The organism is Rhizobium sp. BIGb0125 (genome assembly GCF_024810055.1).
In the GTDB taxonomy this organism is placed as follows: Bacteria; Pseudomonadota; Alphaproteobacteria; order Rhizobiales; family Rhizobiaceae; genus Agrobacterium.
Map to the genome: position 1 here is coordinate 609,153 of NZ_JANUDV010000002.1, position 13,404 is coordinate 622,556.

Annotated in this window: 16 protein-coding genes; 5 read left to right on the plus strand and 11 right to left on the minus strand. The window is 54.6% G+C overall.

Features of this window, described 5'->3' with window-relative positions:
* Positions 1-20: 20 nt before the first annotated feature.
* Positions 21-374, minus strand: coding sequence for an Atu4866 domain-containing protein (locus tag M2418_RS06945; protein WP_259145634.1), 354 nt, complete (start codon positions 372-374; stop codon positions 21-23).
* A gap of 18 nt (positions 375-392) precedes the next feature.
* Positions 393-1,115 carry an SDR family oxidoreductase gene (locus tag M2418_RS06950; RefSeq protein ID WP_259145635.1) on the minus strand — a complete coding sequence of 241 codons (723 nt, stop codon included), beginning with the start codon at positions 1,113-1,115 and terminating at the stop codon, positions 393-395.
* Between the two features lie 123 nt (positions 1,116-1,238).
* On the opposite strand from M2418_RS06950, the gene M2418_RS06955 reads away from it, so the two are divergent.
* Both M2418_RS06955 and M2418_RS06960 read left to right on the plus strand, forming a co-directional pair.
* On the plus strand, positions 1,239-2,135 hold the full coding sequence (locus M2418_RS06955; RefSeq protein ID WP_259145636.1) for a LysR family transcriptional regulator: 897 nt from the start codon (positions 1,239-1,241) through the stop codon (positions 2,133-2,135).
* Positions 2,136-2,477: 342 nt separating this feature from the next.
* Positions 2,478-3,992, plus strand: a complete 1,515-nt coding sequence (locus M2418_RS06960) for an ABC-F family ATP-binding cassette domain-containing protein (protein ID WP_259145637.1) — start codon at positions 2,478-2,480, stop codon at positions 3,990-3,992.
* Between the two features lie 62 nt (positions 3,993-4,054).
* Here the strand turns inward: M2418_RS06960 and M2418_RS06965 are convergent, their stop codons facing one another.
* The 3 genes from M2418_RS06965 to M2418_RS06975 form a co-directional block, all read right to left on the minus strand.
* A complete protein-coding gene (locus tag M2418_RS06965; protein WP_259145638.1) occupies positions 4,055-4,831 on the minus strand; it encodes a VOC family protein in 777 nt (258 codons plus the stop codon).
* A gap of 48 nt (positions 4,832-4,879) precedes the next feature.
* Complete coding sequence (locus tag M2418_RS06970; protein WP_259145640.1) at positions 4,880-5,365, minus strand: DUF1579 domain-containing protein; 486 nt, start codon at positions 5,363-5,365, stop codon at positions 4,880-4,882.
* 101 nt (positions 5,366-5,466) lie between these two features.
* Positions 5,467-6,195 (minus strand): thioredoxin family protein, encoded by a 729-nt coding sequence (locus tag M2418_RS06975; RefSeq protein WP_250983117.1) that lies wholly within the window; start codon positions 6,193-6,195, stop codon positions 5,467-5,469.
* Between the two features lie 63 nt (positions 6,196-6,258).
* Here M2418_RS06975 and M2418_RS06980 point away from each other — a divergent pair, with 63 nt between their 5' ends.
* Positions 6,259-6,708, plus strand: a complete 450-nt coding sequence (locus M2418_RS06980) for a MarR family winged helix-turn-helix transcriptional regulator (RefSeq protein ID WP_250983118.1) — start codon at positions 6,259-6,261, stop codon at positions 6,706-6,708.
* Between the two features lie 69 nt (positions 6,709-6,777).
* Here M2418_RS06980 and M2418_RS06985 read toward each other — a convergent pair whose 3' ends face one another.
* On the minus strand, positions 6,778-7,200 hold the full coding sequence (locus M2418_RS06985) for an organic hydroperoxide resistance protein (RefSeq protein WP_250983119.1): 423 nt from the start codon (positions 7,198-7,200) through the stop codon (positions 6,778-6,780).
* A 200-nt stretch (positions 7,201-7,400) separates the two neighbouring features.
* On the opposite strand from M2418_RS06985, the gene M2418_RS06990 reads away from it, so the two are divergent.
* Positions 7,401-7,853: a MarR family winged helix-turn-helix transcriptional regulator gene (locus tag M2418_RS06990; RefSeq protein WP_250983120.1), complete on the plus strand. Its 453-nt coding sequence runs from the start codon at positions 7,401-7,403 to the stop codon at positions 7,851-7,853.
* A gap of 57 nt (positions 7,854-7,910) precedes the next feature.
* On the opposite strand, the gene M2418_RS06995 is transcribed toward M2418_RS06990, so the two are convergent.
* The 4 genes from M2418_RS06995 to M2418_RS07010 all read right to left on the minus strand — a co-directional run bounded on the left by M2418_RS06995 (position 7,911) and on the right by M2418_RS07010 (position 11,629).
* A complete protein-coding gene (locus tag M2418_RS06995) occupies positions 7,911-8,636 on the minus strand; it encodes a L,D-transpeptidase (RefSeq protein WP_405049383.1) in 726 nt (241 codons plus the stop codon).
* Positions 8,637-8,796: 160 nt separating this feature from the next.
* Positions 8,797-9,651, minus strand: a complete 855-nt coding sequence (locus M2418_RS07000; protein WP_250983121.1) for a L,D-transpeptidase — start codon at positions 9,649-9,651, stop codon at positions 8,797-8,799.
* Positions 9,652-9,749: 98 nt separating this feature from the next.
* A complete protein-coding gene (locus M2418_RS07005) occupies positions 9,750-9,962 on the minus strand; it encodes a hypothetical protein (RefSeq protein WP_259145641.1) in 213 nt (70 codons plus the stop codon).
* 227 nt (positions 9,963-10,189) lie between these two features.
* The gene (locus M2418_RS07010) at positions 10,190-11,629 is read right to left on the minus strand and encodes a diguanylate cyclase domain-containing protein (protein WP_259145643.1); all 1,440 of its coding nucleotides are present in this window, start codon (positions 11,627-11,629) and stop codon (positions 10,190-10,192) included.
* Positions 11,630-12,058: 429 nt separating this feature from the next.
* Here M2418_RS07010 and M2418_RS07015 point away from each other — a divergent pair, with 429 nt between their 5' ends.
* On the plus strand, positions 12,059-12,718 hold the full coding sequence (locus M2418_RS07015) for a glutathione S-transferase family protein (protein ID WP_250983124.1): 660 nt from the start codon (positions 12,059-12,061) through the stop codon (positions 12,716-12,718).
* A 54-nt stretch (positions 12,719-12,772) separates the two neighbouring features.
* Here the strand turns inward: M2418_RS07015 and M2418_RS07020 are convergent, their stop codons facing one another.
* Complete coding sequence (locus tag M2418_RS07020) at positions 12,773-13,396, minus strand: glutathione S-transferase family protein (protein WP_250983125.1); 624 nt, start codon at positions 13,394-13,396, stop codon at positions 12,773-12,775.
* Between the last annotated feature and the right edge of the window lie 8 nt (positions 13,397-13,404).

Below are 13,404 nucleotides of genomic sequence, written 5' to 3' on the forward strand. Positions count from 1 at the left end.
ATTGACGTTCTGGCGACGGCTTATTTCTCGCGGTAAAAAATCATGCCGCCATGATAGAGCACATCGTCAACAAACTTGCCGTCCGCAGTAAAGCCGGTGTCATCCCAATAATCGATATGATTTCCGGTGACTTCGTAACGCCCCTGATAGGCGCTTTTGCGTTGGCCGCGCGCCTCATCATAGCGCCCGTTTGCCAAAAGTTCCTGACGGATCTGACCATCGCTCGTCACCCACATGCCAATGTAAGGATGTGTAACCGCTTGCGACGTCTGCTCGGTGTTTTCTGTTTTCATCATGGAGCTCGCTCTGGACGGGCTGGCATCTGCAGCGACAGATGCGAGCGCCATCGCAATTGATGTTGAAACCATTTTCATTTGCTTGATCTCCCCGCGTCACGCAGCCGTCGGGCGCACGACGATTTCATTAACGTCAACGCCATCAGGTTGTTCGATGGCAAACCGCACGGCGCGGCCAATGGCATCTGGCTTCAACGCAATGGCGCGGTAGGTTTTCATCAGTTCGGCGGCTGCCGGATCGGTGATGGTGTCGGCCAGTTCGCTTTCCACCACGCCGGGATGGATGCAGGTCACCCTGATATCCTTGTGCTCCTGACGCAGACCATCGGAGATGGCGCGTACCGCAAATTTGGTCGCACAATAGACCGCTGCCGTCGGAGACACTGCAAGTGCACCGATCGAGGCTATATTGATAATCTGACCGGACTTACGGTTGATCATTTCCGGCAGGACGGCTGCAACACCGTAGAGAACACCCTTGATGTTGACGTCGATCATGCGGTCCCACTCGGCAACCTTCAGCGACGACATCAGCGACAAGGGCATGATACCGGCATTATTGACGATAACGTCGACCTGTCCGAAAGCCTTACGACCAGCCTCGACGAAGTCTGCGACGCTTTCTCGGTGTGTCACATTCAACGGATGGGCGACCACATCGGCACCAGCGAGACGTAACTCGTCTGCCAATGCCTCCAAGCGATCCATGCGACGGGCGCCCAAAACCAGCTTGGCGCCAGCGGCAGCAAGTTCGCGTGCAATGCCTGCACCGATACCACTGGATGCGCCTGTAATAAGAACGACTTTGTTCATTACCATGTTTCATCTCCTTGGTTTGCCAGCTCGACCTTTCCGGCCTCTGCTGTTGCAAGGAAGATAATTCACAGGCATTGTCGTGATAACCGCCTCAATCATGAACTCAGTAGGTAGATTTTCTAACCAATGAATATCGATCTCAATGCACTGTCAGCTTTTTGCCTGGTCGCCGAGGAGCGTAATTTTCGCGCCGCAGCCGACCGTCTTGGTGTCACGCGCTCCGCGGTCAGCCAGACCATTCGCAAGCTGGAGGAAACGATGGGCATTGCGCTCGTCCAGCGCACGACACGCAGCGTCAGCCTGACCGAAGCAGGGCAACAGCTTTATGCCGACGTGTCACCATCAATCGCCAATCTCGTACAGGCCACCCTCACCACATCGTCGTTCAGCGGTGCGGTGCGCGGGCAATTGCGGTTGGCGGTGTCGTCGATCGCCGAACGCTTTCTGTCCGGGCCACTGCTGGCCAGTTTTGCCGAGACCTATCCAGAAGTTCAGCTGGATATTGTCGTCACCGATGAGGAGTTCGACATTGTTGCCGAAGAATACGATGCGGGCGTGCGCTTGGGTGAGTTGATTGCCCAAGACATGATCGCGGTGCCTGTTTCGGTCGAGCAGCGTCAGCTTGCGGTCTGCGCACCGGCTTACAGAGATCGGCATGGCCTACCCTCACACCCTGCAGAGCTGATCGACCACAGATGCATCGGTTGGCGTGCCCGCCCCGGCGTTGCCCCATATCGATGGGAGTTTGCGGAAAACGACCGTGAATTTGCCGTGGCGGTGGAACCGGAATTTACCACCAATGACATGCAGCTGATGATCAAGTTGGCCTGTGCCGGTGCCGGCATTACCTTCGGTATGGAAGAGACATTTCGCCCATACATCGAACGTGGGCAATTGGTGTCGTTACTGGATGGTTATTGCCCGAGCTTTGCGGGGTTTTATCTCTATTATCCAAACCGCCGTAACCTGGCGCCCAAACTTCGGGCCTTCATTGACCACGTCCGGCTGCCACGGCGCAGTTGACCGCCAAGTGACCAATGTCGGTTGATTGTTTCAGAAAACAGCCTGTGTTATGAATTGGCATCTGAAACCGGTTTTGAAAGGAGGCTTCGCATGGACATTTCATGCTTCTGGCGTTTTTGCCAGATCACGCACCTTTCTGCCCTGCAAATGCGTTTGCGGGGCTGACCGGACACATATCACTCTGGTTTGCCTACCGTAGCGGTTAGACGCAGCACGACCTTTTGCGTTGTGCCTGCATGTTGTTGATCGCCGGATTTTGCTGTCGTGTTGCCCAAGGCACCATCAGCATGTTCTCATGGGTAATTCCCCATGGGTTCCGGCTTGGCAGACCCGAGAATTTCGATGACTTTGATCAATATTCGTGACCTTGGCGTCACACTCACCACGCCCCTTTTTACGCACCTCAATCTGAGCATTTCGGCCGGTGACCGCATCGGCCTTGTTGCCGCCAATGGGCGCGGTAAATCGACCTTGTTGCGGGCAATGGCAGGCGAAATCGACACAACTGAAGGCCAGCTTACCTCGGCGCGCGGTGTTACCATCGGCCATGTTACCCAGCATGTAACACCGGCACTGGCGAAGCTTTCTTTTCACGACATGGTCTCCAGTGGCCTGCCTGACGAGCAGGCGACCATGGAAAGCTGGCGTGTCGACATGCTGCTGGACATGCTCGAGGTACCAGCTGAGATGAGGGACCGGCCGCTTTTTGAATTGAGTGGCGGCTGGCAACGGCAGGCCCTTCTGGCCAGGGTCTGGATACGCGAGCCCGACGTGTTGCTGCTGGACGAACCGACCAATCACCTCGATCTGGAACGAATAGCTGTCCTCGAGAACTGGCTGGCCGGACTGCCCCGAGAAACGGCAATCGTCATTGCCAGCCACGACCGGGCGTTTCTGGACGCAACAACTCGCAGCACCCTGTTCCTGCGGCCGGAACGTTCACAATCCTTTGCCCTGCCCTACAGCAAGGCACGTATTGCACTTGATGAAGTGGATGCCTCGGAAGAACGCCTCTATCAGCGCAACATCAAGGTGGCGCAGCAACTGCGCCACCAGGCCGCCAAGCTGAAGAACATTGGCATCAATTCCGGCAGCGACCTGCTTGTCGTCAAAACAAAACAACTGAAGGAGCGCGCAGAAAAATTGGAGGACGCTTCGCGTCCTGCCCACCGCGAACAGTCGAGCGGCAACATTGCACTGGCCAGCCGCAGTACACACGCCAAGGTGCTGCTTAGCCTTGACGATGCCGAGGTGACGACACCGGACGGAACGCCGTTGTTCAGGACCGGCAAACAATACATTCGCCAAGGCGACCGCATTGTCCTGCTGGGTCGCAATGGTGTTGGAAAATCCTGCCTGATACGGATGTTGAAGGCCGCGATTGAACAGCCGTTGGCTACCGGCATTATCCGCGCAACACCGTCGCTGGTGCTTGGCTACGCTGATCAGGCGCTGAATGTGTTGTCACTAGAGGAAACGCCGCTTGCCGCAACAACCCGGCGTTTTGATATCTCCGACCAGCAGGCTCACACCCTGCTGGCAGGGGCCGGCATCAGCATCATCATGCAACAGCGCGCCACCAGCCTGTTGTCAGGCGGGCAAAAGGCACGGCTCAGTATGCTGGTGCTGCGGTTGATGGCACCCAATTTCTACCTGCTGGATGAACCAACCAACCATCTCGACATCGAGGGCCAAGAAACGCTTGGCGAAGAGCTGACCGGCAAGACCACCAGTTGCGTTCTGGTATCCCATGACCGCAGCTTCATCAGGGATGTTGCCAACCGCTTCTGGCTGATCGAAAAACGCAAACTGATTGAGGTCGATGACCCCGAAGATTTCTTTGCGTCCTTCGGATAAAAAATGTCCCCTTTGCCTGGTCAGGGCAAAGGGGACATATCTGACACGCGCGAGCACTACGTTTACTTGCGTGGTGCGACCAGCGAGAAATAGGCCCCATTTGGGTCAAGGCAATTGACGATCCAGCTGCCGCCGGGCACTTCCATTGGACCGTTTATTACCTGGCCGCCGCCGGTGCTGACACGTGTAACGGCCTGATCGATGGCGTCGACATTGAAGTAGTAACCCCAGTGACAAACGGGAACCTGTGGCAAGCGTTTCATCATGCCGCCAATGGCTTTGCCCTTATAGGCAAAAATGCGGTATGGCCCCATTTCACCCATGTCCATATCATGGTCCTTCGTCCAACCAAAGACACTGCCATAAAAGGTACTCGCCCGTTCGACATCGTCAGTGAAAAGCTCGCTCCAGCCGACATGGCCGGGTGCATCCGGAGCTGCTTCCGGTGGCTGGTTATCCATAGGCAGAGGTGTCATGATGCACAGAACCGCCCCGTCAGGATCTTTCACCACGGCGAACCTGCCGACTTCCGGAATGTCTTCCGCAGGGCGCATGATGCTTCCGCCTTCGGCGTCGATCTTGCGCACAGTCTCATCTACATTGTCGACGGCGACATAACCGGTCCAGTTCGGTGGTATGCCACTTCTCGCTAACTCGTCGGTCAGCTCCATCATTCCGCCGACACCCCGGCCATTGGTCTCGAAAATGGTGTAGGGCATGGCGGCATTTTCGAATGGCGCCGCCGTCCATCCAACAACAAAACCGTAAAACCGTGCTGCAGCTTCGGTATCGGGCGTCATCAGTTCATACCAGATGAACTTGCCATGCGTATCAGACATTGCACTCTCCCATTGGTCACATGTTAAGCGGCACAAACGTAACCGCTGTCATTTCCGGCGAAATTCAGAAGACATGAATTGTTTGAAACTGCCATCCGGCTGCCTGACGCTGCCGGAAAATGTTCTGTTATTGTCGTCATGCAATGTCAGGACATCGTGGTAAACGGCGGTGCCGCCAGTGCCATCCATGGCGGGACCTTCGGCTTCCAGCGTCAGTGTTTTGCCGTCTGCTTCCAGCCAGCCCTTGTAGACCCAGAGGTTGGTCATCATAGACCCGACCCAGGTGCCGACAAAATCTCCCTTATCAGGGTCATAGCCAACCGTAATAAGCGCAGTCATCGGGCTGCCATCCGGCATCTTTCCCTTGCCTTCGCCAACGATCCAAAGACCGCCGATGGATTTAACAGTTTCGGTAAACACCTGCTCGGGATCATCGGGATTATAGCTTTCATGGCCTGACGTGGACACCATAACCCAGTCACCCACGATCCGTTGCAGGAACTCATGCTGTTTTTGCGGCTTGGCACTTTCCATAATCTTTTCCTCCAGAGATTACGTAAGGGTGTTAAGCACTCCGAATCCTTTTGTTGACGCATGATCCGGTTGGCGGTGTTGCAGCCTTTCCAGATGATGTTTCAATGGCAGCAGCTTGCGGCCTTCGGTACATCTTCGTACTGATCGTGGCGTCGCACCCAGTTCATCACGCCGTCTTCGTTTCGTCCCTTGGGCACCAGATCCAGCAGCATCAAAGTACCGATGGTCTGTTCGCAGCCGCGGGCATAGGTGGAATAGGTATGGAAAACCTCGCCATTTTCGTCTTTTGCAAACACGCTGATACCATGCAAATCCTTGAGGTCGCCCATGGGCGGTATCTCGCGGTAGTTATAAGTGATCCCTCCGTCTGAAAGTTCTTCATCCCGGAAAGACGCCTGATAGTCGTAATTGAAATCGCTGTCCCCGGCCGAGACCCAAGGAAACTTCCAGCCCATACGTGTCTTGTAGGCCTCAATCTTTGCCAGTGGCGCACGAGACACGGCAACGAATGTGGCATCGGCATGCTGCATGTGTATGACAGAGCCATCGACGTGATCGGCGAAGAAAGAACAGCCGACACAGCCCTCCTCCCAGTCCGGTGCCAGCATGAAATGATAGATGATGAGCTGGCTGCGGCCATCAAATAGTTCGGAAAGATTTTTGGGACCAGACGGTGCGTCGAAAATGTAGTCCTTGCTGACCTTCTCCCAGGGCAGCTCTCGTCGCGCTTCATTCAGCCGGTCTCGCGCACGTGTGGCTTCCTTCTCCAGCACGAGAAGGTTTTTACGGGCTTCCAGCCATTCCTTTTGGGAAACGACAGCATGAGACATGATCAATCCTCCTTCGATCAGCTTTTGCTTGACTATTTACGTTGATATCAACATATATTAGCCATGTCAAATGTTACAGCGATTCCTTTTTCAACAACGCTTCTAGTGCGCGATAGTTGCCTTTGCCTTCACGCACAAAGGGCAGCGCGTGCGCTGGCGCGGCGTTTCGACAATGCATTGAAGCCCTTGGGCATGACCAATGGCCAGTTCTCACTGCTGATGTCGCTCAACAGACCGGAACCGCCGCCGATGGGACCAGTGGCGCAACTGCTCGCCATGGACAGGACCACACTGACGGCCGCCCTCAAACCTCTTCAGAAAAAAGGCCTCGTCAGCATTGAGCCCGACCCCAGAGACAAGCGGGGAAAAAGACTGCGCTTGACCGAAGCGGGCATGCAACTGCTGGTCAGCGCCTTTCCGATCTGGGAAAGTGTCCATGCGGATGTTGAACGGGGTATCGTCAGCGGTGACCCAAGCCGTTTGCGGCAGGACCTGCTCGACATCTCCAGATAACATCCTTCATACAAACCCATGAAAAAACCGGCGGGATGAACCGCCGGCTTTATGTTCGTATTACTGCAATTACTCAACAGTGACAGGCACTTCCGTCGAGGTGCGCAAGGCGTGGCTGTATGGGCACACGATGTGTGCTGCAGCAGCCAGTTTTTCAGCCACTTCGCGCTCGACGCCTGGAATATGGACGCTGAGAGCAACATCAATTCCGAAACCACCGCCATCCTCGCGCGGACCAATACCCACGGTTGCTGTCACAGTGGTGTCTTCAGAAATCTTTACCTTTTCCTTGCCAGCAACAACCTTAAGCGCGCCGAGGAAGCAGGCCGAATAACCGGCTGCAAAAAGCTGCTCTGGGTTCGTCCCGGTTGCGCCGTCGCCGCCGAGTTCTTTAGGAACTGTCAGTGTTACATCCAGAACACCATTTTCCGAAACGGCGCGGCCAGCGCGGCCACCGGTTGCACTTGCTTTTGTCTTGTACAGAATTGGCATGGCATTAACTCCCTTCGGTTGATTTAATAAGCATTACCTATCACTCAATTTAATTGCGCGCAATATAATTTTGCACATTGCCATCAAAAATATTATCTGTGAAAAGCAGAACAACGTCAGAAATAATCTTTGGCGACATGACCAAGGAACTTACAGCCCCGCCGATTGTTCCATTACGCGAGGGATTTGCAGGAGACGCCATGGACAGGGATGAACTTGAGAAGCATCTACAACTGGAACATCAGATTTGCTTTGCCCTTTACGGTGCGGCCCACGCATTTACGCGGGCCTATAAACCTCTTTTGGATCCGCTTGGCCTGACTTACCCGCAGTATATTGCCATGATGGCCCTTTGGGAAAAAGAGACCGCCACCGTCAAGGCGCTCGGCGAAATGTTGGGCCTAGATTCAGGCACCCTCTCCCCCCTCCTCAAGCGGCTTGAGCAAGCAGGGCTGATCAGTCGCAAGCGCAGCCTTGAAGACGAGCGTCAGGTATTGATTACGCTGACCGATCGTGGACGGGACTTGAAGAAAGATGCGGTTGGCGTGATGCAGGCGATTGGCCAGGCAACCGGTTGCGGATTTGACGAATTGGCAGCCATACGCGACACGCTCAAGAACCTCAGCGCACGGCTCAACGACACCCAAAACTAAAACGCCGCATGCGAACTGCATACGGCGTTTTGAAATCATATATTAATATCAGGACAATTACTGCCAGACGACGATACGCGCCTTGTTGGGAACGCGCTCATAGAGGTCAATGATGTCCTGGTTCATCAGGCGTACACAGCCTGAGGAAACGGCCTTGCCAATGGAATTCCACTCGGGAGAACCGTGCAGGCGGTAAAGCGTATCCTGCCCGTTCTGGAAAATGTAGAGCGCACGCGCGCCAAGCGGATTCTTCAAACCAGGCTGCATGCCGCCATTCTTGGAAGAATATTTGGCGAGTTCTGGCTGACGGGCAACCATTTCATCTGGCGGGGTCCACTTTGGCCATTTCTGACGCCACTGGATAACGCCCTCACCCTGCCATGCAAAACCCTGGCGGCCGATGCCAACGCCGTAGCGCATGGCCGAACCACCCTGCTCAACAAGGTAGAGGAAGCGCGACCGCGTATCCACAACCACGGTGCCGGGCCGTTCGCCGGTCGGGTCGACAACCCGCTGGCGGTAAAAACGCGAGTCGATCTGCCTGAAAGGCACGGCTGGGATGACATAACCGCCATCCTCAATCGAGCCGTACATGACATTCAGTTCTTCGTCACTCAAACGACCGCCAAAAAACTGGCGAACGCCACCGGATATATTGTTGGCGACTGCGGAAGGATTGTAGTTGCCGGAAGATGCACAGCCCGTGAGCAGGGCCGCGGAAGACAGGCCAAGCAAAGACAGGAAGGATCTTTTGGAAAAATCTGGTTGGTCGGGGTTCATCATGAAGGCCGGAATTCTTTCATAAGCGGGACATCACATACTGACGTGCGGTACTCATTTCGCAGTCAAGGATTTATTCCCACATTAGTTAAGGCATCCCTAAATTCCAGCAACCGGTGCTTTAAACCGCAGTCACGGCGATACGATCAAATGGCGACCGTGCTCAAATAACCACAATTGGCGCACCCTGCGGCACGCGTTCATAGAGATCGATCACGTCCTGATTGAGCAGGCGCACGCAGCCGGATGATGTTGCCTTGCCAACGGACTGCCAGTCAGGCGTTCCATGAACGCGGTACAGCGTATCCTTGCCGTCCTTGAAAATGTAAAGCGCACGCGCACCGAGCGGGTTGTTCAAACCGGGCACCATCCCGCCATTGCGGGCAGAGACGGAAGCGAGTTCAGGCTGGCGCTGAACCATTTCATCCGGTGGTGTCCAACGTGGCCATTTGGCCTTCCACTGAATTTTGCCACGGCCAGACCAGGCGTATCCGTCTTTTCCAAGCCCAACGCCATAACGGACGGCCTTGCCGCCATCCTGCACCAGATAAAGGAAATGTTGGTTGGTATCGACAACGATCGTGCCCGGCGGTTCGTTCGTCTGATAACTGACTTCCTGCCGTAGGAAACGCTGATCGATGCGGCTGTAGGGAATGGCTGGAAGCGTGTGGCCATCATCATTGACCACGCCATACATGGCGCGGTGTAGCGGATTGGATACTGGCAAGCCATAAGACAACGGCTGGCCCGGAACAGGTAAGCCATATTGCTGATGGAAGCGTGTGCGGAATAGATCTGGCGGCTGCGGCGACAATTGGCCGGGCAGACGCTCCCGTGGCGGCTGTCGGTTGGAGTTCACATCATTATATTGGAACACCGGTGCCGTTTCGCGCACGAAAACATCCGCATTCATGCGGCTGGTGTCCGTCACGAACAGGCACCCCCCCAAAAAAGGCAGAACCATCAAGGCCGCTACGGACAGCGAGCGACGGCAGGTTTTCTTGAATTTGTCTGTCATTGAACCGCTTCACACAGATATCGTTGCCCTCATGATGAACCTTTCGGCTGGCGCGAAGCTGGTGTGATCAGCGTTTACGACAGGTTTGCCAAAGGGAGTCAGCCCTCAAAACGGGCGAAACGCACATGACTTGTCGGCCTGACAGGTCCCTGCTGTGCAATGGCGGCCGGTGGCGCGTGGTGCGGGATCTGGCGGTAGCCTTTTCTCGGCTTCCAGGCCTCTGCATGACGGGCAGACAGAAGAAGAACAATCGCGAAACCGGCCAGAACCGGACCTGCGAAAGCATCGATTACGGCATCTGTGCGTGACATTTTATTATCTCCGTAAAGCTCTAAAGCGAATGATATGCTTTACGAAAACTATAGGCCTGGCGGCTTTGTCTGAATTTGAGCGAGATCAAATGCGCGCGCAGTCCAAGCATTCCGCCCGGACTCAAAATCAAAAATACATCAACAAAATCAATGGCGAGAAAACTGCACATGCGACTGACACATAATGCCGCAGGCTGCGATTTACCGTTGAAGTCCGTTTTTGCAGATCATTCTTCGACCTGCACCACCGTCAATCGGTTACGACCTGCCTTCTTGGCACGGTACATATCGGCATCGGCTGCGGCGAGCAGGTCTTCGGCCGTTTGGCCATCGCCGGGGTAAAACGCAACGCCGATCGAACAATCGACTTTGAGTCGAGCGCTCTCAACATCAATCGGCATGCCGACCTTTTCCCTGATCTGCGCGAGACGTCGACGCACGCCCTCTTCATCATGCTTGGGATTGCTGAACACCAGCGCAAACTCATCTCCGCCAAGACGTACGGCAATATCGGCAGCACGGATGCAGGAGACGAGCCGGTCCGCCACCCTGCACAGCACCTCATCACCGGCGGCGTGGCCAAACAGATCGTTCACCTGCTTGAAGTCATCGAGATCGAGATAGGTGATTGCCACCATGCGGTTCTCGCGCTTGGCCTCGTGCAGCGCACGATTGAACTGCGTCCAGAACAGCGTGCGGTTGGACAGGCCTGTTAACGGGTCATGATGCGCCATGAAACGCACCCGCTCTTCATTGTGCCAACGATCAATCGCGATACTGGCAATGCTGGTCGCCATATCGATCAGCTCTTTTTCGTGAGCGGAAGGTTTGCGCACCTCACCGGAATAAAGCGCAAAGGTGCCGAGCACCTGCCTGTTGGCGTTCATGATCGGCGTAGACCAGCATGAGCGAAGCTTAAACGGCCTTGCGATATCGACATAGTCCTCCCATAGCGGACTATTTTCTATGTCTTCGACGATAACCGGCTCACTACGCCAGGCAGCCGTCCCGCAAGAACCAACCTTCGGGCCGAATGTAATTCCATCGATCACGCGGCAATAGGCTTCCGGCAAACTGGGGGCAGCACCGTGACGCAGCTTTCCGGTTTCCTGATCAAATAGCAAAACCGACGCGCAAATGCCCTCAACCATGCTCTCGACCAGCAAAGTCAGTGCATGCAGGATCATGTCCAGCGGCTGATTGCGCGCTATCAATTCGAACAATGCTGCACTGCCGCGTCGTATCGTATCCTGTCTTTTATTTTCGGTAATGTCGCGCCAAATGGCAACCAGACCGTTGATGCGACCCTGCTCGTCTCGCAGTGGAATTTTCGTCGTCGAAAGCCAACAAACAGGCCTGCCGCTAAAAGAAAAGCACTCTTCCACGTCGGAAGTCGACTCGCCTGTCTCCAGAATTCGAGCTTCGGCGCTAAGAATATTGCTGACTGACTTTTCGGGCAGGAAATGACTTTCGTGAAAATCGTTCAGCGGTTCGTCAGACCTCAGCCCGAGATACTTGCGAAGTGCTGCATTGGCAAAGATAAATCGACCTGCGGCATCCTTGACAAACACCATGTCAGGCAAAAGATTGACCAAGCCAAGAAGTTGATCTGCTTCGGTAAAGCCGCCGTTACTCCTGAGAAAAGATACATCAAGAACTTTTGTCATGGGCTTCGCCATCTCTTCACGGCCTGTTTCAGGAAATACCCATCCAAACTTGCCTTAAATTTTTCTGCGCATCCTCAAATGCACGTTTAAAACAGGTAATTCATTTGATCTGCGTCGTTATTCTATAGGACATAGCGAATATTTGCTTATGCTTGATTAAAGATTCCCGGAAAAACCAACCATGCAACCGATTTGTTAGAAAATATTACAAATTAACGGAAAAGGTAGCAATCTGATCCGGATAGCAGGTTCAGAAAAATTCATGATAAACGGTCTAAATTTCCTTTCGTTTAGACAAAAGCGCCAATAGGCTCACCGCGAAAACTGGCCGCTGTAGAGCACAAAAGTGCCGCCTACATGGCCTTAAGGTTTTGAGATAATTTGCTTTCTTTCGCAGTTGCGAGACGCGACTGCACACAGGGGACCCTCATGCTGACTATTTACGGTGTTTACCGCTCCCGCGCCACGCGCACTCTCTGGTTGGCTGGAGAACTTGGTATCGCCTACAAACATGTGCCGGTCATTCAAGCCCGACGTCTCGACAACCCTCTTGCCGACACAGCACCTCTGAACACGCTTTCCCCGTCTTTTCTGACAATCAATCCTATGGGGACGATACCCTGCATCGAAGATGACGGCATAGTTCTATACGAATCGATGGCGATCAATCTTTACCTTGCGCGCAAATATGGTGGCGCGCTTGCGCCTAAAGACCTGTCCGAAGATGGCGCAGTGATGCAGTGGTCATTCTTCGCTGCGACCGAAATTGAAACGCAGTCACTGAAAATATCCACCACCTTTGCTGAGGATCTGGCCGAAACGGCTGCTGGCAAGGCGGTGATTGATGTCGCAGCCCGCCTGCTGCAACGGCCGTTGCGTGTTCTCGAGCAGCATCTTTCGTCACACGACTACCTGATCGGTGATCGTTTTACCGTTGCCGACATCAATGTTGCTGAGGTGGTCCGTTATGCGCAGGCCCATACGGCACTGATCGACACATATCCTGCACTTAAAGCCTGGCTGGAACGCTGCCAGTCCCGCCCGGCTTTCAAGGCGATGTGGGATGCACGTGGCGCTGAAGCCGCATGACACGCCAATGATAAAACAAGCCACCCCGAATGTTGACCGGGGTGGCTTGATGTTTCAAGCCTGCTTTTCAGCCTCAAGCACCCTGATGACGGCAGCGCGCGCCAACATGCGCTGGTAATGGTCATGCACTTTTGGAAAACGGGCGATGTCGACACCGTCGCTTTCCAGCCATCCCGACATCACGAACAGATAGGGATCGGACACTGAATACTGGCTGCCCAGCACCCATGGGCCGCCGTGAAAACCTTGCTCGATAATCTCGAAACAGTCGCTCATGACCTGCGGCACCTTGCGTTTCATGTCTTCCAGCGATGACGCCTCATCCGCCCACCGACTGCCACGACGGCCATGGGCATGCGCAACGTGCACGGTGGATGAAATATAAGCGTTGAAGGATTGCATGCGCGCAAATTCAAAGGCGTCATCCAGCGGCGCCAGTTTGGCGGCCGGTGCCATTTGCGCAATGAACGACAGAATGGCAGGTGTTTCCGTCAAAACACCGCTGGATGTCACCAGCGCTGGCACCCTGCCCTTCGGATTAACGGCCAAAAACGCCTGCGAAAGTTGCTCCTGCTTGCTGAAATCCACCCGCTTGACCTTGTAGGGCAAACCGGATTCTTCAAGCGTAATATGGCTGGCCCGCGAGCAGGTGCCCGGCATGGAAAACAGCGTAAACATTTTCGATT